Raw genomic sequence first — 26,062 nt, 5'->3', positions numbered from 1 at the left:
CAACAGGTAACCGATACATTAGTTTCAATGTTTACTGAGTAACTAATTATTTTGCAGGAGGACAATTTATTTACACAAAATTATTGACGCTCCCTCTGACTTCTTTTATTATGTTAGAATAAACAGTTATAAATAGTGAAAATAAAGGAATGACAAGCAAGAGAAGGAGGAAAAAATGAAAAGAAGTGACAAGCACGGCAAAAATCGAACAGGCGCTTATATTGCCGGCGCAGTGATCTTAATAGCAGCTGCGGGTGGCGGTTATTTTTACTACCAGCACTATCAAGAAACCCAAGCAGTAGAAGCTGGAGAAAAGACAGTTGAGCAATTTGTCCAAGCTTTGAACAAGGGAGATTATAACAAAGCTGCAGAAATGGCATCAAAAAAGGCGGCAAATAAAAGTGCATTATCTGAAAAAGAGATCTTAGAGAAATACCAGAATATATACGGTGCTGCTGATGTCAAAGGACTTCAGATATCGAATCTAAAAGTAGATAAAAAAGACGATTCTACTTACAGTTTTTCATATAAAGCAAAGATGAATACCTCATTAGGTGAATTGAAAGATCTTTCTTATAAAGGAACATTAGACAGAAATGATGGTCAAACCACGATCAACTGGCAACCCAACTTGGTTTTTCCAGAAATGGAAGGAAATGACAAAGTAAGCCTGACCACACAAGAAGCAGCAAGAGGGAATATTATAGATCGAAATGGTGAACCATTAGCAACAACAGGCAAACTAAAACAATTAGGAGTCGTTCCAAGTAAACTTGGAGATGGAGACGAAAAAACAGCCAATATCAAAGCGATTGCTTCCTCCTTCGACTTAACAGAAGATGCTATCAATCAGGCGATTTCACAAAGCTGGGTACAACCCGATTACTTTGTCCCATTGAAAATCATTGATGGAGCAACGCCAGAACTTCCAGCTGGAGCTACCATTCAAGAAGTAGACGGCAGATATTATCCTTTGGGTGAAGCAGCTGCTCAGCTGATTGGTTACGTGGGAGATATCACAGCAGAAGATATTGATAAGAATCCAGAATTAAGCAGTAATGGAAAAATCGGTCGCTCAGGTTTGGAGATGGCTTTTGATAAGGATCTTCGTGGGACAACAGGTGGGAAATTAAGCATTACAGATGCAGACGGTGTAGAGAAAAAAGTTCTGATCGAACATGAAGTTCAAAATGGCAAAGATATCAAATTGACAATCGATGCGAAGGCACAAAAAACAGCTTTTGACAGTCTAGGAGGAAAAGCTGGATCAACTGTTGCGACAACGCCAAAAACCGGTGATCTTCTTGCGCTTGCTAGCTCTCCAAGCTATGATCCAAACAAAATGACAAACGGGATCTCACAAGAAGATTACAAATCTTATGAAGAAAATCCTGAACAGCCATTCATCAGCCGATTTGCGACAGGTTATGCTCCTGGATCTACGTTTAAAATGATTACAGCAGCAATCGGTCTTGACAACGGCACTATCGATCCAAATGAAGTGTTGACGATCAACGGGCTTAAATGGCAAAAAGACAGTTCTTGGGGATCTTATCAAGTAACGCGTGTCAGTGATGTATCACAAGTAGACTTAAAAACTGCTTTGATCTATTCCGATAATATATATATGGCACAAGAAACGTTGAAAATGGGTGAGAAAAAATTTCGTATAGGCTTAGATAAATTCATTTTTGGTGAAGACCTTGATTTGCCAATTAGTATGAATCCAGCACAAATTTCTAATGAAGATAGCTTTAACTCAGATATCTTGCTAGCTGATACTGGATATGGACAGGGCGAACTTCTAATTAATCCTATCCAGCAAGCAGCAATGTATTCTGTTTTTGCCAACAATGGCACACTTGTCTATCCTAAATTGATTGCAGATAAAGAGACAAAAGATAAGAAGAATGTCATCGGCGAAACAGCAGTACAAACGATCGTGCCAGATCTGAGAGAAGTTGTGCAAGATGTAAATGGTACAGCACATTCTCTTTCTGCTTTAGGGATTCCGTTGGCAGCGAAAACTGGTACAGCGGAAATCAAAGAAAAACAGGATGAAAAAGGGAAAGAGAACAGTTTCTTGTTTGCTTTCAATCCTGATAACCAAGGTTATATGATGGTCAGCATGTTGGAAAATAAAGAAGATGATGATTCAGTAACCAAACGAGCACCGGAACTATTGCAATACCTCAACCAAAATTATCAATAAAAAATTGCTTTTTAAGTACAGTAAAAGGACTGTGGCGTTATCGTCACAGTCCTTTTTTCAAATAAACGGTTTTCACGATGTCTCTTTCACAACTTCTTTTTGATTTACTCACACTTCATAAACTTTTTTTGTAAAATATTTTAGAACAAGTGGAGAAATAAGTGTACTTAATAAAATCACGATAACTAAAGGTGAATAGTACTGTGGTTCGATCAATTGACTTTGCTGTCCAATTTGTAAAATGATCAAAGCCATTTCTCCACGAGAGATCATACCAGCACCGACCATCAATGAACTATGTTGAGAAAAACCGGCAATCTGAGCACCAAAATACCCTCCAAGCAATTTGGTCAAAATCGCTACAAGCGTCAATATAGAAATAAAGAGTAGTTGTTCACTAAAGTCAGAAAAATCAACTTCTAATCCTACACTGACAAAAAATACTGGTATAAATACTGCATATCCTAAAGCCTCTACATTGTGGTATACTTCTTCTTTAACCTTTGTCTGACTGACAGCTATCCCTGCAAAAAAAGCACCAATGACAGAGCTAAGCCCAACAAGATCCGCTACGTAAGACATTCCTAAACAAATAACTAGCGATACGATGATAATAGAAGAATTTGCGTACAATTTTTCTGCAAATGAAAGTAGGAAAGGCGCAATCCATTTGACTAATAAGAAAATAAAAACAAAATAAATTAGCTGTTCAATCAAAACAAGCGGTAAAGAAGCATTGCTAGAAGCTTCCCCCGTTAGAAAAGATAGGCTGAAACTTAGAACTAAAACGACTAAAATGTCATCTACCACAGAAGCACCCAAAATTGTTGATCCTTCTTTTGTATTCACTACGTTTAGTTCTTTTAATACTTCTACTGAAATACTGACAGAAGTTGCCGCAAGAATAATCCCAAAGAAAATCGCTTCATTTCCCGAAACTTGGAATGCTTCGCCTGTCAACCAGCCAAAAACAACCGGGAAGATGATCCCAAGCAAAGCAACGAACATACCAGGTCGGAAATATTTTTTCAAAAGAGATAAATCACTTTCCAGACCAGCTAAAAACATTAATAAGATCACACCAATCTCCGAAAAGTCATGGACTAGAATATCAGGTTTGACCCAATTCAATCCAGCTTGGCCTAGCAAAACACCAACAAGTAATTGTCCAATCACTGCTGGGATACCTAATCTCCGCGAGATATGTGAGCCAATCGTTGTTGAAATCAATATCAGGCATAAAATACCAATAAATTCCATTCTCATCATTCCTTTGTATAAAATATAGCCTGAACTTAGCATAACATACATTATTGAAAAAATAGGAAAATATACTCACAAAAAAACCAACAATCCAAAAGATTTTTTTGGATTGTTGGTTTTTATACGGTCTATTTTAATAACTAAAAATGATTAACGTATAGTCATTTTTCTTATTCTGATGAAATTGATAATCTCCTGGATGCCCATGAAAATCAAAATAAAGCCGAATATTTGGAATAGAAGCATCAAACTTTTGAATGGATTGAACAATAAGACGAATCCGCCAATCAACAACAGAATACTATAAACACTCCAACTTTTAGCTTTTGTATTCATGCTGAAGAACAACTGGAACAAGCTGTTGATGATAACAGCTAATCCAAGAAGAATCGGCAGGATAGAAACGATTGCAGGTGCAAAAGCATAGACGATCAGCGCTAAGATCAGGAAAAAAAGACCACTGAACAGACCGATACTCCAAGAACCTGTTTTTCTTTTAAAACGGTAAGCCTCAAAAAGATTCAACAATCCAAGTAAAACAAGATAGGCAGTGATCAGATAACCGATAAAATGAAAAACTGCCGATGGAGCAATTACGATCGCAATCCCAGAAATAATATAAACAGCAGCTCTTAATAAGGCGTATTTTTGAATATTTTGTTTAATCGTCTCAAACATATAAGAAAACCTCCTTTGACTTATTTTAACGTGAACTAGTCATTTTACCAAATTAAATGTTACAAAATGAGCGAAGGAGAAGAATATCTCTGGAAAAATCAACTTCTGAGGATCTTTTCCATTTTTTTGCCTTTTGCTAGCTCATCGATCATTTTATCTAAATAACGAATTTCTTTCATCAAGTTATCCTCGATGTCTTCTACTCGTACACCACAAACAACACCTGTAATCAAGGAACGTGAAGGATTGGGGACAGGGGCTTCCGCAAAAAATTGTTCGAAAGTCACTTGTTTTTGTAGTTGATATTCTAGTTCTGTTTGGGAATAACCCGTCAGCCAACAAATGATTTCATCTACTTCCTCTTTTATACGATCTTTTCTCTCCGCTTTTGCTACATACATAGGATAAACGCTTGCAAAACTTGTCGTAAAAATACGATTTTGCGCCATAATCAGTCACCTTTCTTTTTTTCAAATTATTTACTACTTATAGTATATAAGAAAAAGAGAAAAAAAAGCGATTATTCAAAAAAACAAAAAGGATTGTGACAAAATTCTTGTCACAATCCTTTTTTCCGAGTAAACGGTGTTGTCCTGTCAACTCCTCGGTCACAAGTCACAATATTCAACAAACATGAGAAACTGTTTATTAAATTGTTCCTTGTGACTCGGAGCGAAACGGCAGGCTTACAACCTCTATCTGTCTTTTGTATAATCTTCATCGCTCAAGTGCGCATCAAATAATCGAAGGCTCCTAAAGCTGCAGTAGCTCCTGAACCCATTGAAACAATGATTTGTTTGTATGGACTATCTGTACAATCACCAGCTGCGAAAACACCGGGGATATTCGTCGCGCCATTTTTCTCAGTCACTATTTCATTTCTTGGGTTCATTTCGATTGTTCCATCTAGCCAATCCGTGTTAGGAAGTAAACCGACTAAAATGAATACACCTGAAACAGCTAGAGTATGCAACTCTTTCGTATGTTGATCGATATAGGAGAGAGATTCGACCTGATTCGACCCGCTGATTTCTTTCGTCGCTGCATTTTTGATAACAGTGACATTCGCAAGAAAAACTAGTTTATCCTGTAAAACTTGATCTGCTTTTAATTCGGGTAAGAATTCTAGAACATAAACATGTTTTGCTAACCCAGCTAGATCAATCGCTGCTTCAACACCAGAATTACCACCACCGATTACAGCAATCTCTTTTCCTTTAAATAAAGGGCCGTCACAGTGTGGGCAATAAGCAATTCCTTTATTTTTAAACTCTTTTTCGCCTGGTACATTGATAGAACGCCAGTGCGCACCTGTCGCGATGATTGCGGTTTTTGCTTTAAGTGATATACCGTTAGCTAAGCCAATATTAATAAAATGTTGCTCTTTATTTAAGGAAACGGCCTGTTGATTCATCATAATGTCGATAGGGTAACTACGCACATGACTTTCTACTTGCTGCATCAATTTTGGACCTTCTGTGTAGGGGGTACCAATCATATTTTCAATCCCGAGTGTTTCAACGATTTGTCCGCCGAAAGAATCAGCGACAAGTCCTGTACGGATTCCTTTACGTGCTGCATAGATAGCTGCACTACTAGCTGCTGGTCCACCGCCAATCACTAATACATCATAAGGTTCTTTTTCAAACAACTCTTCTTCAATCAAAGGGCCAGTGATTTTTTCAACAATTTGTTCGATCGTCATGCGTCCGCTACTAAATTCTTCTCCATTTAAAAACACAGTTGGCACTGCCATGATTTTTTTATCATCGATTTCTTTTTGGAACATCCCGCCTTCAATCATCGTATGAGTAATATTTGGATTTAATACAGCTAATATATTCAATGCCTGTACAACGTCGGGGCAATTATGACAAGTCAAGCTAACATAACTGTCAAAATGCAATGTTTGTGTTATTTTTTTGATTTTAAGACTCAAAGATTCACTGATTTTCGGTGCCCGTCCACTAATTTGTAACATAGCCAGTAAAAAAGAGGAAAATTCATGACCGAGGGGGATACCAGCAAAAACGATTCCATTTTCTTTGCCAACTGGATTGATAGAAAAACTAGGTGTTCGCATCGAATCTCTTTTTTCCCAAGAGATTTTAGGAGACATTTCTGCTATTTCCTTCGTAAATTCAGCTAGTTTTTGACTATTTTCACTAGTATCCAAACTAACAGAAAAAACAATAGGAGATTCAATCAGTGCTAAATATTGTTCGAGATTTTGTTTAGTTTCTTTGTCTAACATATCCACCACCTAAATCTTTCCAACAAGATCAAAACTTGGTTTCAATGTTTCGCCACTTTCTTTCCATTTTGCCGGACAAACTTCACCTGGGTGGGTACGTACATATTGAGCAGCGCGAATCTTATCAATCAGTGCACTAGCGTCACGACCGATTCCATCTGCATTGATTTCCATAGCTTGAACGATTCCGTCTGGATCAATAATAAATGTTCCTCGCTGAGCTAATCCTTGCTCTTCATCCAAAACATCAAAAATACGAGAAATCTGATGAGACGGATCACCGATCATCACGTATTCGATTTTACCGATAGCATCTGATGTATCATGCCATGCTTTGTGAGTAAAGTGGGTATCGGTAGAGCAAGAAAAGACTTCAACACCTAAAGATTTCAATGTACTGTATTGTTCTTGTAAGTCTTCTAATTCAGTAGGACAAACAAAAGTAAAATCAGCTGGATAGAAGCAAAGAATACTCCAGTTCCCCATAAGATCTTTTTCACTGACTTCTAAAAATTCTCCTTGATGATAAGCATGTGCATTAAATTCTTCGATTTTTTTCCCAATCAATGACATAGTAAAACATCCAATAATAATTATTTATTTATAATTATTGTAATTTAGTTGGAGTTGCAAAGTTAATGGATATTTTGTTATTTAATAAAGATTACTCAAAAACGAAGGTTAATTATAAAAATAGAAGAGGTCGCAAGAAAATGCTACTGCTGGAAATACTGGGGATAACGTTGAGTAACAGTTTCCTGTTCTTTCAGCATCATGTGTAAGTGCAATCCCGTTTGAAATCGAGCTTCTTCTGGTTTTTTATCAACTAAAGCCTTGAGTAAATCATAATGTTGTTCCATGATCGTCTCCCATGGAAGCCCCTGAATGGTCACTCGTAACCAGCGGAAACGTTCTAAATGGGTATTATGGTCATCTAACCAGTTCCAAACTTCTTTTCTTCCTGCAATTTCGAAACAAGCTTCATGAAATAAATTATCTGCACGGAAAAAAGCGCGTTCGTCATTTATTTTGACTGCTTTTTCTTGTTCTTCTAAAATCGTTTCTAGCACTATTCGTGTTTGTGTGTCCAATTTGGAACAACATTCAATCATGATTTGTTCTTCCAACTGTTCTCGGACAAAGCGAGCATTTTCTGCAGAAACAAGATTAATTTTTGAAACATACGTACCACTTTGAGGTATCGTATACACGAGTTCTTGCTGACGTAGTTGAATCAATGCTTCGCGAATGGGAGTCCGGCCGATAGCAAGATGTTCCTCCAGTGCCTTTTCAGATATTTTCCTTCCAGGTTCTAAGTCAGCATAGATAATTTGTTTACGAATCGCTTGATAAGCTTGAGATTGCAAGCTGCTTTTCATTTTTATACCTCCAAAATCATTTCTATGAACGTAGTATAACAGAAGAGGTCTGAAAAATAATCTGATATGTCACATTAACTAGGAAATTTGTATAAATAATAAAATTTTGGTTTACATAGCGATTTTTATTGCATAAAATTCACTTGAATACAAAAACTAATATGTTAGTTTAGGAGGGGAAAAATGATTGATTTAAACAACTGGAGGAACTTTATTCCTGAATTATCTCAAAAAGAAGTAGAAATACCTCATTTTGACCGTGCATCATTAAGAGAAAATAGACAAAAAAATCCTGTCTGGATCCATTTCGGTGGCGGAAATCTTTATCGAGGATTTCATGCAGAAATCGCTCAACGTTTAGCGGATCTAGGCGAATTGTCCACTGGTGTCATTGTTTGTGAAACATTCGATGAAGAAATAATTGAAAGGGCTTACCAAGATTTTGATGATTTGATTCTTGAAGTGGTCATGCCAAGCAGTGGAGAGTTCGTCAAACGTATATTAGCTGCGACAGCTGACAGTCTGTATTGTCATCCAGATTGTTCTGAACACTTTGATAAGATGATTCGACACTTTGAAAATCCTAGTTTACAATTAGTTACTTTTGCTATTACTGAAAAAGGTTATCGATTGAAAGATACAAATAATAAATATATAGGACCGATTGCAGTCGATATAAAAAATGGTCCAAAGAAGCCATCACATACAATGAGTATTCTTGCTGTGCTACTTTATAAACGTTTTTTATCTGGAGCTTGGCCGATTGCACTTGTCTCTACAGATAATTTTTCACAAAACGGTAGTCAATTACGTACATCTTTGCTAACGATCGCAAAAGAATGGCAAAAGGAAGGTTATGTACAAAATACATTTATCCAATACTTATCGAATGAAGAAATTGTTGCGTTTCCATGGACGATGATTGATCGTATCACCCCGAATCCTTCCTTGTCAGTTAGCAAAATGTTGGCAAAAGAGGGCTTTTCAAATATGTCGATTTTCCAAACCGCAAAAGGAAATAATATTGCTCCATTTGTCAATACAGAGGACATCCATTATTTAATCATGGAAGATCATTTTCCCAATGGACGTCCGAAATTCGAAAAAGCTGGGGTATTCTTGACTGATCGTGCAACGGTAGATAAAGCAGATACGATGAAGGTGACGACTTGCCTTAATCCTTTGCATACGTCTTTAGCTATTATGGGTTGTTTACTGGGGTATAGGAGCATAGCTGAGGAGATGAAAGATCCAGATTTATCGCTGCTAGTTTCTGAAATCGGGTACAATGAAGGCCTCCCAGTTGTGGAGTCTCCAGGTATCATTGATCCAAAGATCTTTCTGGAAGAAGTAATTACTGTGCGCTTTTCTAATCCAAATATTCCTGATATGCCTCAGCGAATCGCCACGGATACCTCTCAAAAGGTGGCGATTCGTTATGGTGAGACGATTAAAAAATATATGGAAATAGAAGTTAAAGACCCGCAGACACTTGTATTCATACCATTGACTCTCGCTGCTTGGCTTCGATACCTTATTGGCATTGATGATCAAGGAAAACCATTCATCCCGAGTCCAGACCCACTATTGACAGACCTTCAGCATAAGCTTTCCGATATTCAACTGGGTACGCAAGATACATCACATATTCATGAGAAAATGGCTTCTATTTTGTCAAATAAAGAAATTTTTGGTGTAGATCTTTACCAAGCAGAGCTTGGCAGAAAAATAGAAGAAATGTTCATCAAGATGGTAGCAGGACCAAATGCCGTACGAAAAACATTACAGGATTACTTACAAGAACATGGAGGAAATTTATCATGGAAATGACTTTTAGATGGTACGGATCACAGGAAGAAAAGATTACCTTAGATGAAATCAGACAGATTCCTTCGGTCAAAGGGATTGTAGGCACATTGATGGATATACCAGTAGGAGAGGTATGGCCTAGGGAGAGGATCAAAGAACTAAAAGAAGAAATTGAGTCTCGTGGGTTAACACTAAAAGTAATTGAAAGCGTCAATGTGCATGATGCCATTAAAATTGGATTACCTTCCCGTGAGCAGTATATCGAAAACTATAAGCAGACAATCCGAAACTTGGCAGAATATGGAATAGAAGTCATCTGCTATAATTTTATGCCTGTATTTGACTGGGTGAAATCTGACCTTGACTACCGCTTAGAAGACGGCTCATCCACGTTAGCTTTTATATCTGATGATATTCCAGATGATCCAAGAGAAATCGTCGCGCGCATCGAACATTCCAGCAATGAATTTGAATTGCCGGGATGGGAACCTGAGCGCTTAGCTCATATCAAATCCTTGCTTGAAGCCTATGCATCAGTAGACGAAGAAAAACTTCGAGAAAATTTTGCCTATTTTCTCCAATCAATCATCCCAACATGTGAAGAGGTAGGGGTCAAAATGGCTGTACATCCAGATGATCCGCCATACTCGATTTTTGGATTAGCTCGAATCGTAAAGAATCGAGAAGATTTAGATTGGTTGTGTCGAATAGTAGACAGCCCTTATAACGGAATCACTCTTTGTACAGGGAGTATTGCAGAAGATCCAGAAAATGATGTATATGGGATTTTAGCAGAATTTTGCCAAAGAGATCGAATCCCATTTGCACATGTTCGAAATATTAAATTTTTAGCTAATCGAGATTTCTATGAGGCACCACATAAATCCGAATACGGTTCATTAGACATGTACCGCATACTAAAAACAATGTATGACAACGGATTTAACGGATACATCCGTCCTGATCATGGAAGAATGATCTGGAATGAGACAGGAAGACCAGGATACGGCTTATATGATCGAGCATTAGGTGCTGTTTATCTAAATGGATTATGGGAAGCAATCGAAAAAGGAAACAAAAGTAAAGATAATTAGTGAAAAAAACTGTAATTTTATTATGTAAATAAGAAGGATGTTCAAATTCTTGATACATAAATCCGGAGGTTGTTAATAAGCATTCGGATTTATGTATCTTATTTGGTCTAGGAAGTAACTTGATTTTCTTTTTTCGATTGATCCATGAGTGCTTCTTCTTTTAATTCAAAGATATATTCTGAGATCCTCATAATCACTTTTTTCCAGTCTTCTGGTGTGATGATTCCTTTTAAAATATAGATTTTTTTGATATGAGAAGGCAATTGTTTCAAAGGGCAGTCGCTGATAACGATGTTGCAGTTCTCCATAAAATCATTTTGTATTTTGATCGATTCATTTGAAAAAATTTGTTCTATCTTAACGATCAGATCTTTACTGATATAAAAATCACGCGTATAGTTCACACCAATCACAATTCGCGGCTGTTTTTTGTAGCGATCATACAAATGTACTAGGTCTTCAACCATCCATTGCACATTTTCCTTTTCTAAAATAACTGGTAACAAGTGTTGATTTTGTTCTCTGAAATCCATATAAAATTGTTCAATGGCGGTTTGGACTTCTTTCAATACGCTATGTTCTTGATAAAGCATGAAAGTAGGAAGGGGCGTATTTGGTTGATTGAAGTTAAGAAATCCATTATAAAGTTTATTTCGTGCGAATGCCAATGAGTAAAGAATCTTTTCTTTTTCAGGTATAAACAAATCAAATACAGTACAAAAGGACTCCACCATTTCTCTTGAATAAAGAACATGAGGAACGTTTGCTTTTTTTAAAAGTTTGTATTGCTCCAAGCTTGTTTCTTCCGATTCGATTTTCGTGATAGAAAGTCGAGCTAAAATATTCACTAAGATGCGTTGTTCGCGACAAATTGGCAGATTAGGTCGCAAAATATCTACAGAGAGATCAATAAAAAAGTCAATATATTCATACTCTGTGAATTCTTTTTGTACGTCTTTCACAGAAGTTGCAGGAAAATTCTCTTTACATATTTTTAATAGAAAATATAATTTATCTATCATACCGCTATTTAGTCGGTCAAGTACTTCTTTTTTAAAAAAAGTATTCATCATAAAAGCCACTACTTGCGGATCTTCATCATAAAATTCTGTAGCAGTACTTGAAAAGATGTTCCAATAAATATCTAATGCTGCATATTGAATTTGTACCTCTTTTCCAGAAAAAGACTTTCTGCCATTATTAGAAAAGGAGATAGACAAACCGTACAATGCTAAAAATGCATTAATCTTTTTCATTTTCGTATACAAATAAGAGGCACTATAGTTTGTTTGCTGACTGAAACTGATAATCGAATTTGTCTGACAGCTGAACAAAGAAGTCAAGATCTGATAACTGACTGATTCGTTGCAGTATCTTCCAAATAGACGATAATAGCAGTAAGCCGGATCAATTCCTTCAAAATTCAACTTTAAAAAAGGTTTTTGCTTATCAATATGCAGTTCTGTTAGATTGAGACGCTCAAAGTCTTGTTCTAATTCTTTGATGTATAGTAAAAAATTTGATTCAGACATATGGAAATGATCTGCTAAATATTGTGTAGTAATAAAGAAACGATGTTCAGATAGGAAAAGAAAAATATCTAATTTTGTATTGCTTTTTTTCTTCAAGAGAAACGTTTTAATCGCTTCTTGAGTTTGCATGAAAGAGGCTCCTTTTTACTTAAATTGTTAAAACTTGAAAATATTACTGTTTTTTTCATAAATTTAGACAAAAAAACAGTAAACATATAGGTAGAATCTCTACTATCTTATTTCTTGCATACAAAAAAATCAAGGAGTGAGAGAGTTATGAGATATTCAACCATCTTAATATCAACATTTGCAGCCTTAAGCTTATCGCTTACTATAAATCAGACAGTCCACACAGAGGAGACAGAAACAGCCAAATGGACAGAAACCAAGTGGGCCAACGTCAATCGAATTACCTTTCAGGATGAATTTTCATCCTTCAATTCAGGAGTCGCAAAATTAAGAAAAGGACAAACAGCGACCATCAAAGCAAAAATTGACTATTCGGGAGACTTAGCACCTATACTACAATCAGCTGTTACATTTGAGAATGTTGATCCCACTTTGTCGATTGGCTATGACGAGAACACTTTGACTATCCAACACAAGCAAGCGATATTTACCTTCACCGTTACATTAAATCAGGACTTGTTAAAACCAGCGCTTTTTACTGTCAAGGTATCAGATGGACTACCGAACGATCATCATCATTTAACGCCGTATAGTCAGCGGCAGACAATTGAGCAAGATTCAGCCATCGACTCAGGAGGAGATCTTGTTGAAGAACCAACAGATAAACCAGAAAATGAAATAAGCCAGAAGTACCGCCTACAGAAAATCCAGACGGAGAACAGAAACCGGAAATAGAACCTGGAGAAGAATCCGATACAGAAACTCAACCAGAGCCAGACAATGAATCAAAACCTGAAATAACCCCTGGAGAAAAACCAGATGTAACTCCAGAACCAGATACGGATTCTGGAAACCAAACAGTACCGGAAACAAATCCAGACACAGATAATGAAACTGAAAATCCAGAAAAACCAGAGGTAGATCCAGAAGAAAAACCAGATGTGACTCCAGAACCAGATACGGACGCAAGAGACCAAGGAATACCAGAAAAAATAAACAAAAAAACAATTCAAGAGGATGGAAAAAAAGAGAGTAAAAAATCAAATCTAGCAATTCTAAAAATAAATGAAGAGCAGCTGAATAAAAAATCACGAATATTTGATAGCGCCCAATCAGCTGAAACCTTAAAAAGTAGCAAGGATACAACCTTTGCTAGTCCTGAAACGAAAAATAAACAGCTACCAAAATCCGGAGAGTCACAAAACAAAGTTATACTGTGGAGCGGAATCATTCTATTAAGTATAGCAACAATGCTTTCTGCAAAAAGGTTTAAACAAAACAGATCTCTCTAACATTTGAATAATGTCTGTGAACGCATTTTTCAAATAAAAAGAAATATCCAGAAAATGACCCCAAAATACCAGATTGAAATCTGATATTTGGGGTCGTTCATACTTTATCTTTCTTCATATTTATTTTAAGGGATATCTGTTTCTTTTGGAAGATGGTTCGGGATCTTTTTCACTTTCAATACATCTAAAAAGAAGGTAAAGATCGGAATGCCGACAATCAAGCCCCAAACGCCAAAGAACCGTTCGCTAACAAGTAAGACCACAAATGTATAAAAAATCGGCAGTTCTGTTTTGCTGGACATCAACTTCGGATTCAGCACATAAGACTCAATTAGATGGACAATCAAAATCGTAATCAGGATATAAACAACATCTCGGATGCCTCCTTGGGAATAAGCTATGAAAGATAGAGGAATACAAGAAATGATAACACCTGCTACTGGGATCAGACTTAAAATGAAAATCATGATCGCTAAACTCAGCAGCTGATGAAAGCCAAATACAGCCAAGGCGATTGTAGTGAGCAACGTATTTAAAAGAGCGACAACAAATTGAGCTTCTAATACCAAACCAAATGTATTGACAAACTTATCGGCAAAATAGTAAATATCTTGAAAGAACCAAGAAAATTCACTTTTTAAAAACAATCTTGAGAATACAATTGTTTTTTTCTTTTCAATCATAAAAAAGAAACTTAAGATGAATGACATAGCAAACGCCACTGCCATTTTTCCTATATCCTGTAAATAGCCAAGCGCAATCGAAGCGCCATTTTGAAGCTGTTCAAAAAAATCGTTTCGCTCAATATAAGTATGGATATATTGTAAAACAGGATCTGCATCTTTTGGCTGATGCTCGTAAAAATTAATAACGGACTGGATCATGTCAAATGTTTGATGAATAAGCATCGGGATATACTTTGTGAATGCCAGATAGATAAGGTAAACGATCAGTGTATAAATCATGATAGCTAAAACACCTGTAGGAATTCGGACAAATCGCTGAATGATTTGAACAAGATGAATCATCAAATAAGTAAAGATAAATGTGAGCAAAATGGTTGTAATCATACTTCTAACTAAGAAAAGAACAAAAACGACAAATAATAAAACAGTGAGACGGCGTATTTTTTCATTCGCCAAAAAACGCTGATAAACGGTCAAATCGACAACCTCCAAATAACAAAAAATAAACACGTTATTCATTATATGATGGAATATGAAAATAAGAAAGAGAAAGAGCAAAAAGAAAAACCGCTAAATGACGTTATCTTATGAGTTGGTTTTCCTCATAAAATCGTTCATCTAGCAGTTTCAGCCCTTTTTCTGGTCTTGATGAAAATTATCTAGCATTTTTCGGGTCAGATGTTGCAGTGTATCCAATTCTTCCTGTTCAAGTGGAAGATAAGACTTGATCTTTTGTGGAATACCTTCTGCTTGTTTTTGCAACGCAGCACCTTGAGCAGTCAGCGTAACATTTACGATTCTTTCATCACCCGTTTCACGCTGACGATTAATATAATTTTTTTCTGCTAACTTTTTTAGTAAGGGAGTCAGCGTACCAGAATCCAGACACAAATCATTTCCTAGTTCTTTCACTGAAGTCTTTTTCTTTTCCCATAAAACTAACATCACAAGATACTGGGTATAGGTAAGATTCAGCGGCTTGAGGAGGGGAATGTAGTGTCTAATGATTTCCTTAGAGGCGGCATATAAAGGAAAACATACTTGATTAACTAAATATAGATCTTCCATTTTTCCACCTCCGCTGTTTTACTATAGTGTATCATAGCGGATTTACACAAAAAAGTCTATTCACTAACTGCTTTCAGAGTAACTTCTATATTTCCAGCTGTAGCTTTTGAATACGGACACACTTTATGCGCTGCCTCTAATAATTCTTGCGTTTCTTCCAGAGAAAGACCTTCGATAGATCCTTCAATCTCTACACCTAAGACAAAGCTCGTTTCACTTTCTGAATAAAGGGAAACTTGTGCACTGACAGTAGAAGCCCCAGAGATATTTTTTTGCTGTTTGATCAATTCTAATGCACTGTTAAAACATGCACTGAAACCAGCTGCAAACAATTGTTCAGGGTTGGTTGCATTTTCGACGCGTTTACCAGGAGCTGCAATATTCAATTCGAATGTACGATCGGGATTATGCACTTCTCCAGAGCGTCCGCCTGTGTTGATCATTTTCGTAGAATACATTTTTTTCATAAAATTACCACCTTTAATTATATTTTATACAATTGAATTTTACACAATATAATTGTGGAAAGCAAAGAAATGGATTGGCATAAGATAAATAAGAGAAAGCACATGAAACAGACGCGCTTTCTCGAATAGCAAACATATACAAAAAATATCAGAGACAAAAAATAATCTCATCATAAACATTACATATATTTCTCAAAAAGTTGTTTTCTTTCTTCAAAAATTACTTCACGATGGACCTGATGAAGCATCCATAAATAACCAAAAGGATCTCTGAACATTGAGTTAGTCACACCAAAGTCCATCATTTCTGTCATTTCTTGAATCTCTACACAGCCATTTCGTAATGCTTTATTATGTGTGTCCTCGATATCAGAGACGATGATATTGAACCAGATCGTATTTGGATGTTCAGCAGTAGGAGCAGTCAAACCAAGAGACGTGTTTTCATCCAGCATATGGAATCTCGTGCCATACAAGGTAAAAATGACTTCATTATTGCCTCTAGGGTAATCTGTTGCCTCAATCAGTTGTATTTCATCAAAGATTGTTTGATACAGTTCTAGTGCTTTCAAACTATCATTTAATACAAAATCGATTTCCGTTCCTTTATGCATAAAGATCTCCTCTCCTTTTCAGTCGAACAGTTACTAGATTCTTTTATTATACCAGCTAAAGAAAACGCATTCAAAAAAATAGCGGATTTACTTACCAACTCATTCGATTGGATGATAAGTAAATCCGCGTCCCATTACTTCTGCTACGCTGCTGACAATGACAAAGGCACTTGGATCGATTTCTTCTATCAATGGTTTCATTCGGGAAAATTCATGATCAGTCACAACGATCAATAAAACCTCTTTTGACTTTCGATTATACCCGCCTTTTGCCTCTAGCAGGGTAAGGCCACGTCCAATCTCAGCACTTAAGCGAAGGCGGATGTCTTCCAAATAATGTTCACTCATGACCATAACAGATTTCTTTCGATTGATACCTGTTTCGATATAAGTCATGACAATTGAAGTGATTGCAATAGATAAAATAGCATAAAGAAACTCTTCTATTCCAAAAATAAACAGATTAAGAGAAACAACGAATGCGTCTGTAAAAAATAAGCCAATCGAAGTATTCAAGTGGAAATATTTTTTAAAAATGAGGGGAGGGATCGTCGTACCGCCGCTAGAAGAGTTGTTTTTATATAAAATCGCAACTCCTAAAGCAAAAATCGCACTTCCAAAAATGACAGACAACAACCGATCTGAAGTAATCATTGTTTCTGGAACTATTGCAATGATTAAAGGAAAAACCAAGCTTCCGAAAAGTACTTTAAAAAAGGGTTTTTTACCTAAAAATAGAAGAGCTAGTACCAACATAACGATATTCAACACTAAAATAACTATAGCTCGGTCAAAGCCTAAAGCAGCTTCCAGTAATATTCCTAGACCACTGACACCTCCAGCAGCAATATGATGAGGCCCTAAAAACATATTGATAGCGACTCCTAATATGAAGAGGGCAAAAATAATCTTAATGTATGTCCATATAAATTGTCTCGTTTCTTTCATTTATCCACTTCCTTAATTCATTAATAATACTCTTATCTTATTATAACTTACTTTTCACCTTAAGTTAACTTTAATTAATAAAAAAATTAGGCTAGTCTAAATTATTATGTTTCATTCTTCTAGAATATACTTCTACGTCAAAAACTGTTAAAAAACTTTTACTTTAGAAAATTGTAGAAATTGATCGCTTAAGATAAATTCAGGATACTAAATAGTACAGGAAGTAGACTAAAACTTTTAAAAGTTTTAAGTCTATCTATTTGGCAAGTTTAAAAAATAAAAATTCGGTATCAAAAAACTGTTACCGATAACATTTTTGAAAGCGTTGTCTTTTGCTTCTCTATCACTTATAGTGATGACGTCATATTAAAACACAAGGAGGAAATCAATGGATACAGCTGCAATTTATCATCGACCGGAAAGTGAATATGCATTTTTATATACGAATACAAGATTTCGTATTCGGCTTCGTACTAGGAAAAATGATATCAAAAAAGTATATGTGCTATGTGGAGATCCATATACTATAACAACTGAAAAATGGTATCAAAAACAACGACCAATGAAAAAATGTCTAAGTACCAATGTTCATGATTATTGGGAAATTGAAGTGACGAGCGAAACAAGGCGCTTACAGTATGCGTTCCATGTTGTTGGGGAAGATAACACGGACTGTTTTTACGGTGATCAAGGAATTTTTCCTTATCGAGAAAATGTGATTACTGAACCAAATTTTTATTTTCGAATACCTTATTTTCATCAAATCGATCGATTCACTATTCCAGAATGGGTAAAAGAAACAGTATGGTATCAAATTTTTCCCGAAAGATTTGCAAACGGGGACAAAGCAAATGACCCCGAACACACTTTACCTTGGGGAAGTAAAGATCCAGACCGAGAAGACTTCTTCGGGGGAGATTTGCAAGGTGTGATGGATCATTTGGATTACTTGACGGACCTTGGCATCAATGGCATCTATTTTTGTCCCATATTTAAAGCCACATCCAATCATAAATACGATACGATTGATTATTATGAGGTGGATCCCGCTTTTGGCGATAAAAAACTTTTAAAAAACTTGATTGATGAAGCACATAAAAGAGGGATACGTATCATGTTCGATGCTGTATTCAATCATATGGGTGTCCATTCACCACAGTGGCAAGACGTTCTCAAAAACGGAGAAAAATCGATCTATAAAGACTGGTTCCACATCCGTTTTTTCCCAGTAGATTCTTATCAGATGACTGACTTACCAGAAACTGCTGAAAATATCCCATATGATACTTTTGCTTTTACTCCATTCATGCCGAAACTAAATACAGCAAATCCAGAAGTGCAAAAATATTTGCTGGATATCGCAACTTATTGGATAAAAAAATTCGATATTGATGGATGGCGTCTTGATGTTGCTAATGAAGTCGATCATCATTTTTGGAAAAAATTCAGAGAAGCAGTTACAGAAATCAAACCAGACATCTATATCCTTGGAGAGATTTGGCATTCCTCTCAAGCTTGGCTGCAAGGGGATGAATTCCATGCAGTGATGAATTATGCATTTACAGATTCGATTAAAGATTATTTTGCAAAAAAGAAAATCACAGCTTCACAAATGGTCAGTGGAATGAATCATCAGCAAATGCTTTACAGAGATCAGGTGAACGAAGGAACATTCAACTTATTAGATTCTCATGATACTGCCAGGATCTTGACCCTTTGCCAAGGTAACAAAGAATTGATGAAGTCTGTGATGGCCTTTATGTTTCTTCAAAAAGGGTCTCCTTGTATCTATTACGGGACAGAAATAGGGATGACTGGTGAAGATGACCCGGATTGCCGCAAATGTATGATATGGGAGAAGGAGGAACAAGATCTAGAGCTATTCGGTTTTATAAAAGAACTTGTTTCTCTAAGGAAACAGTTGTCTAAGATTATTTCTGAAGGTTCTACTCAGTGGCTAATAGTAAATGATCGTGAAGATAAGCTCTATTTCACACGGGAACTAGAGGGACAGATCATCTATGTTTACTTTAATCAGTCAAAAGAACCTTGGGTAGTAGAACAGGAAAATGAGGTGATTCTTAGTCAAAATTGTCAGTTGTTAGAAGACGGGAAAGCAGAGATACGACAATACGGATTTTTGATCATGTGTTGAAAACTGTTACCGGTAACAGCAAGAAAGCGTTTGCAAATGAAGATTTGTGCCCATTATAATAAGGGTGTAACAGCACGTTGAATACACAGGAGGAAATGAAGATGAAAAAAAGAAGTGTGAAACAGTTGGGTTTAGGGTTAATCTCTTTAGGAATCTTAGGCGGATTAGCGGCTTGTGGCAATGGTAACTCTTCAGCAGAAGGGGAAGCCGATGAAGGAAAAACGTTAACAGTTTCCGTTGATTCTGGATATAAAGATTATATAAACGAAATAAAAAACACTTTCGAAAAAGAAAACGATGTGAAAATCAAGCTAGTAGAAAAGGACATGTTCGATCAGTTGGAATCATTAGCGTTAGATGGGCCTGCTGGAAAGGGACCTGACGTTATGATGGCAGCATATGACCGGATCGGTGCGTTAGGACAGCAAGGACATCTGGCGGAAGTAAAACTGGGAAATGAAGCAGCTTACGATGAAACAGACAAAGCCCAAGTGACTTATGATGGAAAAATCTACGGAGAACCTGCAGTAATCGAGACCCTTGTTTTGTACTATAACAAAGATTTAGTCGATACAGCACCATCAACGTTTAAAGATTTGGAGAATCTATCCAAAGACAGTCGTTTTGCTTTTGAGTCAGAAGCAGGAAAAAATACAGGATTTTTAGCTAAATGGACTGACTTTTATTATTCCTATGGTTTAATTGCAGGTCACGGTGGCTATGTATTTGGTGATGATGGTACAAATCCTTCAGATATCGGTTTGAATAATGCAGGTGCTGTAGAAGGAATCTCTTATGCAACAGATTGGTTCAAAAATGTTTGGCCAAAGGGAATGCAAGACATAAAAAGTGCAGGAGACTTCGCCAGCCAGCAATTCATGTCCAATAAAACTGCAGCAATCATTGACGGTCCATGGCAAGCGCAAACATACAAGGAAAACAATATCAATTATGGTGTAGCCAAAATTCCTACTCTAAATAATGGACAGCCTTATCAACCGTTTGGCGGAGGAAAAGGATGGGTAGTCAGCAATTATGCTAAAAACAAAGACCTCTCTCAAAAATGGCTTGATTATGTAACGAATCAGGAAAATCAAGAAAAATTCTTTGAAATGGTAAATGAAATCCCTGCAAACCAACAAGCTAGGGAAACAGCAAAGGCTAAAAACGATGAATTAACAACAGCTGTGATTGAACAATATGAAACAGCTCAAGCGATGCCAAACATCCCAGAAATGGGCGAAGTTTGGACAGGTGCAGAAAACTTGATGTTCGATGCAGCATCAGGTTCAAAAACACCAAAAGAATCCGCAGATGAAGCAGTAAAAACAATCAGTGAAGCCATAGAACAAAAATACTGATTAAAATGATAACCGTCCATTTTTATAAAAAATGGAACAGGTGCTTCAGATAAAAGTGGCAAGAGCGAGATGGAAAATTATCTTGCTCTTGTTGCCATTATCTTAAAAGCAGTTTGCGGTTTAGCAAGTTTAGAGGGGGCATTCAGATGCAGCAAGATAAAACAAGCAATATCAACGAAAAAAAAATCACGCTTTGTTCACTTATTCCAGGGATGGGGCAGTTTGTAAATGGCCAAGCTTTTAAAGGTATCGTTTTTTTCGCCATATTCGTCCTATTCATTGGTCAGATGCTTCTGGGCGGATTTCATGCATTGGTAGGATTGGTTACTTTGGGAAGTATACCAATGGAAGATCATTCATTATTTATTTTGATTGAAGGCACTTTGCAATTCATCATTACAATCATTTTCTTGATTTTTTACGGTTTGAATCTTTTAGACGCTTATCGAGTAGCGAAGATGCGTCAAGAGGGCAAAAAAATCAATCGGACGATGAAGGAAGTCATACATAATATAGGTGATGAAGGTTTTCCTTATCTATTGACACTTCCCGCTTATCTTCTCATGATTTTTACGATCATTTTCCCAGTCCTAGTTACATTGTTCACTGCATTTACTAATTATGACTTCAATCATATTCCACCAGCCAGTTTGATTGATTGGGTAGGGGCTAAAAACTTTTTTAGTATCTTCTTTTTAAGCTCATATCGTAATACTTTTTTTGCAGTCTTTTCGTGGACCGTGATTTGGACTTTATGTGCAACAACTTTGCAAATCACCCTTGGTATTCTCACAGCGGTTGTTGCTCACCAGAAATTTATTAAATTCAAACGTATTTTCGGTATCATTTTCTTATTACCATGGGCGGTCCCAGCTTTTATTACTATCATGAGTTTTTCGAATATATTCAACGACAGCGTAGGAGCCATCAATACTCAAGTGATTCCTTTCCTAAACCAGCTTCCTTTTGTAGATATCAGTGCAATCTCTTGGAAAACAGATCCCAACTGGACGAAAGTAGCAATTATCTTAGTGCAGGGCTGGTTAGGATTTCCCTATATCTATGTGATGGTTACAGGAATCTTACAATCGATTTCAGAAGACTTATATGAAGCAGCAAAAATCGACGGAGCAAATGCATGGCAGCGCTTTTCAAACATCACGCTTCCTGCTGTCTTCCTAGTGGCAGCGCCAACATTTATTACACAGTATACGGGGAATTTCAATAATTTCTCCATGATCTATCTGTTTAACAATGGTGGTCCCGGAAGCGTAGGCGGAGGAGCTGGTTCTACTGATATTCTTATTTCCTGGATCTATAAACTTACGACTGGAACTTCTCCGCAATATTCTATGGCTTCAGCAATCACGTTGATTATCTCCATCATCGTTATCTGTGTGTCATTGCTGGTATTTAAAAAGACAAATGCGTTCAATATGGGGGATTAACAATGAAAAAATTTCATTCGAGTGCTCGATTCCAAAAACGACTTTCTCACTTTTTTACTTACTTTTTTCTTTTAATACTTTCAGTCATTATCATCTATCCGCTTTTGATCACAGCAAGTACTGCCTTCAAGTCAGGAAATATTGCAGCTTTTAGTTTAGATCTTTCAAGTGACTGGACTTTAGGAAACTTTACTCGGCTATTCAGTGAAACACTTTACGGGACTTGGTATAAAAATACGTTAATCATCTCTGTCCTAACGATGATCGTACAAGTAACTGTAGTAACTTTAGCTGGCTATACGTATAGCCGTTATCGTTTTATCGGCCGCAAATCAAGTTTGATGTTCTTTTTAGTGATTCAGATGGTACCGACTATGGCAGCATTGACTGCTTTTTATGTCATGGCTTTCCTATTAGAGGCGCTAGATAAGTACTGGTTCTTGACAATGATCTATATAGGCGGTGGAATTCCAATGAATACTTGGCTGATGAAAGGATACTTTGACACTGTACCAATAGATTTAGATGAATCTGCTAAACTTGATGGGGCAGGGCATTTCAGGATTTTTTTCCAGATTGTATTACCGCTTGTCAAACCGATGCTCGCCGTTCAAGCATTATGGGCTTTTATGGGACCTTTTGGGGATTTCATGTTAGCTAAGTTCCTGCTTCGAACACCTGAAAATCAGACTGTTGCTGTCGGCTTACAAACATTTATTTCTGATGTGACAAACCAAAGAGTCTCTCTTTTTGCTGCTGGGGCAATTTTGATTGCACTACCGATTTGTCTATTATTCTTCTTTTTACAAAAGAACTTTGTTACCGGCCTGACATCTGGCGGAACAAAAGGATAGGAGCAGAGTATCATGCAAACATTTCCGTTAAACTATTTTTCCGCATTACGTACGCCAACTCAAGTGTTTGCGGGACGCAAACTATTATCATGGCCTAAATTTTTCTTGATATTTGTATTTTTAGTTTCCTTGATGGTCATGCCTGTGACTCTTTTTTATGCCAATCAGATCCAAGCGATTCCATTAGAACAATTTCTATCCGTTCATTCGCTGATCGATGAACAAGGAACCAAAAAATTTTCTGAACTTGAATTATCTGAAACTGGGTTACAATCATCGCAACAAACGATAGCTGTGACCCCTGAAATTTTGGTAGGTGTGTCTTTATCTGAGAAACAACAATCCGATCATGGAACTTTTATTGATTTTGAGAAGGAACAATGGGTGATCCAACAAAAGGATAAATCTGGTATACGCCGCTATACGATGAATTATAGTCCATCTTTCCAACCAGATTCTGTACGTACGCCCGAAGATTTCCAACGATTTTTAGAAAGAGAATTTTATGCCAGTAATCGTCCAACAATCATTTTATCTTATAGTTTAAGTCTTGGTCTTGTCCTATTTGTCATGACGAGTCTCATTTTATTCGGGGCTTCCTTTTTCTTGTGGATGACAAGAAAAAGCCAACTTTCATCCATTCATACATTCAAAGAGAGTGCAAATTTGATGCTGAATGTTATGGGAATAGGTTCCATGGCAGCAGCAGTTGTAGGGTTTATCCACTTTGACTTTATCTTGATGCTAAGTGTCCAAACAACGATAACTGTCTTGCTGCTTTTATGGGTTTTTGTCAAAACAAGATTCAAAGATAAGCGTGTCGAATGACAAGTTTAAGCGATTTATGCGACAATGAATGTGAAAAAAATGAAAAATAAAGTAGTTTTTGAAAAATTTCTGAAAAAATTAAACTTCTTAGTTGATTCTTTTCTTTTTTAGTATTAACGTAATAGGGTAGTTTTTTTAAGGAGGAAAATCATGTTAGAGAAAACTTTATACAATCAATTATTTTCACGTTCTTTCTCGCTCCCTGTCGAAGTAAATTATTGGGACGGTACAACGAAACAATACGGAGATACGGACACTCCTCCCCAAATCAAAATCAATATCCATGAAGAAATCCCAATGAAAGAGATTACAAGCAACGCTTCTTTGGCACTAGGAGAAGCCTATATGGATCATCGAATCGAGATCGAGGGAAGTATCCAAGCATTGATCAACGATGCTTATCAGCAAGCAAACAGCTTTTTACGAGGAAAAGATTATCTAAAATGGCTGCCAAAGAAAGAAAAACATACGAAACAAAAAAACAAAGAAGATATCCATGCGCATTATGACTTAGGTAACGACTTTTATAAACTTTGGCTAGATCCAACTTTGACTTATTCTTGTGCCTATTTCAACACACCTGAAGATACGTTGGAACAAGCACAAATCAATAAAGTCCATCATATCTTAGACAAACTCTTTATCAAAGAAGGCGAAACGTTGCTTGATATCGGTTGTGGCTGGGGAACATTGATGTTCACTGCTGCCAAAGAGTATAATGTCAAGGCAACTGGGATCACACTAAGTGAAGAACAATACGATTTGATTACCAAAAGAATAAAAGAAGAACATTTAGAAGATAAATGCCGTGTATTATTAATGGATTACCGCGAACTAAAAGGCGAAACATTTGATCATATCACAAGTGTGGGTATGTTCGAACATGTAGGTTCTGAAAACCTTGAAGGTTATTTCAAAGTTGTAAAAAATCTACTAAAACCAAAAGGAACAGCTTTGATCCATGGAATCAGCCGACAACAAGGTGGTGCGACAAATGCTTGGATCAATAAATATATTTTCCCTGGCGGTTATGTCCCTGGCGTTACTGAATTAGTTGATAACATTACAAAAAACGATTTGCAACTGATTGATTTGGAAAGCTTACGTCGTGACTACCAATTGACATTAGAACATTGGACAAAGAATTTTCATCAAGTCCAAGATCAAGTCACGAAAGAAATGGGAGATTCCTTCTATCGAATGTGGGATCTATACTTACAAGCTTGTGCAGCTTCATTTGAATCAAGTAATATCGATGTGATTCAATATTTGCTTGTTCAACCTGGAAACAATGACATCCCAATGCATCGGGCATAATTGAGGCAAAAGTACTGTTTAAAGACTATTTAAAAAGAAGCTAAGTTTTATGATGCTCCAGAAGTGAATTTTTTTGTCTAACTTCTAGGATTGTCTCTAAAGCTTAGTTTCTTTTTCTTTATATTTTCATAACGCGAATTGTAAAATTAAGTTAGAAAAATAAAAAGGCATTTATGGTACACTCAAATTGTATTTCCGACGAAAGAAAACAAAGGAGTGTAACCATAAATGACCTACAAACATCTTACCATAGACGAACTGACAATGATAGAATCATATTATCTTCAACATAATAAGCCGGTTGAAATCGCTAACCGAATGGGACGTGCTATACAAACTATTTATAATGTAGTCAATAAGTTCAAGCAAGGCAAGACTGCTCTTGATTATTGGCACCAGTATAAAGAAAATAAGAAAAAATGTGGTAGAAAAGTCATTCAATTACCTGCTCATGAAGTAGATTACATTAAAGAGAAAGTCACTCTTGGTTGGATGCCTGACGTCATTATCGGGCGAAAAGAAAGGCCTGTTTCATGCGGTATGAGAACACTTTATCGTTTATTTTCTAAAGGAATATTTAATATTGACACACTACCGATGAAAGGTAAAAGAAAACCCAATGGCCATCAGGAAAAACGGGGAAAACAACAGTATCAGCGCTCAATCCATGATCG

At 36.5% G+C, this 26,062-nt stretch carries 21 protein-coding genes and 2 pseudogenes; 11 read left to right on the top strand and 12 right to left on the bottom strand.

Features of this window, described 5'->3' with window-relative positions; genetic code table 11:
* Positions 1–175: 175 nt before the first annotated feature.
* Entirely contained in the window at positions 176–2,212 is a 2,037-nt protein-coding gene (locus tag DIZ30_RS09275) for a penicillin-binding transpeptidase domain-containing protein (RefSeq protein WP_109023190.1), read from the top strand.
* Positions 2,213–2,320: 108 nt separating this feature from the next.
* Here the strand turns inward: DIZ30_RS09275 and DIZ30_RS09270 are convergent, their stop codons facing one another.
* From DIZ30_RS09270 to DIZ30_RS09245, 6 genes are all read right to left on the bottom strand, one after another.
* Positions 2,321–3,472 carry a cation:proton antiporter gene (locus tag DIZ30_RS09270; protein ID WP_098188720.1) on the bottom strand — a complete coding sequence of 384 codons (1,152 nt, stop codon included), beginning with the start codon at positions 3,470–3,472 and terminating at the stop codon, positions 2,321–2,323.
* A 153-nt stretch (positions 3,473–3,625) separates the two neighbouring features.
* Entirely contained in the window at positions 3,626–4,153 is a 528-nt protein-coding gene (locus DIZ30_RS09265) for a DUF308 domain-containing protein (RefSeq protein ID WP_002298468.1), read from the bottom strand.
* A 98-nt stretch (positions 4,154–4,251) separates the two neighbouring features.
* The gene (locus DIZ30_RS09260) at positions 4,252–4,602 is read right to left on the bottom strand and encodes a DUF2200 domain-containing protein (RefSeq protein ID WP_002288180.1); all 351 of its coding nucleotides are present in this window, start codon (positions 4,600–4,602) and stop codon (positions 4,252–4,254) included.
* 275 nt (positions 4,603–4,877) lie between these two features.
* Positions 4,878–6,407: an alkyl hydroperoxide reductase subunit F gene (gene ahpF, locus DIZ30_RS09255; protein WP_061343664.1), complete on the bottom strand. Its 1,530-nt coding sequence runs from the start codon at positions 6,405–6,407 to the stop codon at positions 4,878–4,880.
* A 9-nt stretch (positions 6,408–6,416) separates the two neighbouring features.
* Complete coding sequence (gene ahpC / locus DIZ30_RS09250) at positions 6,417–6,980, bottom strand: alkyl hydroperoxide reductase subunit C (protein ID WP_002288178.1); 564 nt, start codon at positions 6,978–6,980, stop codon at positions 6,417–6,419.
* Positions 6,981–7,123: 143 nt separating this feature from the next.
* Positions 7,124–7,786, bottom strand: coding sequence for a GntR family transcriptional regulator (locus DIZ30_RS09245; RefSeq protein ID WP_109023189.1), 663 nt, complete (start codon positions 7,784–7,786; stop codon positions 7,124–7,126).
* 183 nt (positions 7,787–7,969) lie between these two features.
* Between DIZ30_RS09245 and DIZ30_RS09240 the strand changes: the two genes are divergently transcribed.
* Positions 7,970–9,616 carry a mannitol dehydrogenase family protein gene (locus tag DIZ30_RS09240; RefSeq protein WP_109023188.1) on the top strand — a complete coding sequence of 549 codons (1,647 nt, stop codon included), beginning with the start codon at positions 7,970–7,972 and terminating at the stop codon, positions 9,614–9,616.
* Positions 9,607–10,689, top strand: coding sequence for a mannonate dehydratase (gene uxuA, locus DIZ30_RS09235; RefSeq protein WP_109023187.1), 1,083 nt, complete (start codon positions 9,607–9,609; stop codon positions 10,687–10,689). Before DIZ30_RS09240 ends, uxuA begins: the two co-directional genes overlap by 10 nt.
* A 107-nt stretch (positions 10,690–10,796) precedes the next feature.
* Here uxuA and DIZ30_RS09230 read toward each other — a convergent pair whose 3' ends face one another.
* Positions 10,797–12,350 (bottom strand): helix-turn-helix domain-containing protein, encoded by a 1,554-nt coding sequence (locus DIZ30_RS09230; RefSeq protein ID WP_002333564.1) that lies wholly within the window; start codon positions 12,348–12,350, stop codon positions 10,797–10,799.
* A gap of 147 nt (positions 12,351–12,497) precedes the next feature.
* On the opposite strand from DIZ30_RS09230, the pseudogene DIZ30_RS09225 reads away from it, so the two are divergent.
* Positions 12,498–13,642 (top strand): annotated as a pseudogene (locus DIZ30_RS09225) (LPXTG cell wall anchor domain-containing protein).
* Between the two features lie 125 nt (positions 13,643–13,767).
* Here the strand turns inward: DIZ30_RS09225 and DIZ30_RS09220 are convergent.
* The 5 genes from DIZ30_RS09220 to DIZ30_RS09200 form a co-directional block, all read right to left on the bottom strand.
* Positions 13,768–14,847: an AI-2E family transporter gene (locus tag DIZ30_RS09220; protein WP_002305261.1), complete on the bottom strand. Its 1,080-nt coding sequence runs from the start codon at positions 14,845–14,847 to the stop codon at positions 13,768–13,770.
* A gap of 108 nt (positions 14,848–14,955) precedes the next feature.
* Positions 14,956–15,396 carry a MarR family winged helix-turn-helix transcriptional regulator gene (locus DIZ30_RS09215; RefSeq protein WP_002324072.1) on the bottom strand — a complete coding sequence of 147 codons (441 nt, stop codon included), beginning with the start codon at positions 15,394–15,396 and terminating at the stop codon, positions 14,956–14,958.
* A 56-nt stretch (positions 15,397–15,452) separates the two neighbouring features.
* On the bottom strand, positions 15,453–15,863 hold the full coding sequence (locus tag DIZ30_RS09210) for an organic hydroperoxide resistance protein (RefSeq protein WP_002288163.1): 411 nt from the start codon (positions 15,861–15,863) through the stop codon (positions 15,453–15,455).
* 179 nt (positions 15,864–16,042) lie between these two features.
* Entirely contained in the window at positions 16,043–16,477 is a 435-nt protein-coding gene (locus tag DIZ30_RS09205) for a VOC family protein (protein ID WP_002301993.1), read from the bottom strand.
* Between the two features lie 99 nt (positions 16,478–16,576).
* Complete coding sequence (locus DIZ30_RS09200; protein WP_002303243.1) at positions 16,577–17,425, bottom strand: YitT family protein; 849 nt, start codon at positions 17,423–17,425, stop codon at positions 16,577–16,579.
* A gap of 388 nt (positions 17,426–17,813) precedes the next feature.
* On the opposite strand from DIZ30_RS09200, the gene DIZ30_RS09195 reads away from it, so the two are divergent.
* From DIZ30_RS09195 to DIZ30_RS09165, 7 genes and pseudogenes are all read left to right on the top strand, one after another.
* On the top strand, positions 17,814–19,580 hold the full coding sequence (locus tag DIZ30_RS09195; RefSeq protein WP_002324073.1) for a glycoside hydrolase family 13 protein: 1,767 nt from the start codon (positions 17,814–17,816) through the stop codon (positions 19,578–19,580).
* A 101-nt stretch (positions 19,581–19,681) separates the two neighbouring features.
* Complete coding sequence (locus DIZ30_RS09190; protein WP_002301997.1) at positions 19,682–20,941, top strand: extracellular solute-binding protein; 1,260 nt, start codon at positions 19,682–19,684, stop codon at positions 20,939–20,941.
* Positions 20,942–21,087: 146 nt separating this feature from the next.
* Complete coding sequence (locus DIZ30_RS09185) at positions 21,088–22,389, top strand: carbohydrate ABC transporter permease (RefSeq protein ID WP_002318365.1); 1,302 nt, start codon at positions 21,088–21,090, stop codon at positions 22,387–22,389.
* Positions 22,390–22,391: 2 nt separating this feature from the next.
* Positions 22,392–23,243 carry a sugar ABC transporter permease gene (locus DIZ30_RS09180; RefSeq protein ID WP_002288156.1) on the top strand — a complete coding sequence of 284 codons (852 nt, stop codon included), beginning with the start codon at positions 22,392–22,394 and terminating at the stop codon, positions 23,241–23,243.
* 12 nt (positions 23,244–23,255) lie between these two features.
* Entirely contained in the window at positions 23,256–24,071 is an 816-nt protein-coding gene (locus DIZ30_RS09175; RefSeq protein WP_002301999.1) for a maltodextrose utilization protein MalA, read from the top strand.
* Positions 24,072–24,221: 150 nt separating this feature from the next.
* A complete protein-coding gene (locus tag DIZ30_RS09170) occupies positions 24,222–25,388 on the top strand; it encodes a cyclopropane-fatty-acyl-phospholipid synthase family protein (protein ID WP_002327022.1) in 1,167 nt (388 codons plus the stop codon).
* Positions 25,389–25,616: 228 nt separating this feature from the next.
* Positions 25,617–26,062 (top strand): annotated as a pseudogene (locus tag DIZ30_RS09165) (IS30-like element IS6770 family transposase); the annotation flags it as partial.

This window comes from Enterococcus sp. H57 (assembly GCF_003112495.1).
In the GTDB taxonomy this organism is placed as follows: Bacteria; Bacillota; Bacilli; order Lactobacillales; family Enterococcaceae; genus Enterococcus_B; species Enterococcus_B faecium.
Note: the sequence above shows the minus strand (reverse complement) of the source record. Positions and strands in the feature narration are given on the sequence as shown.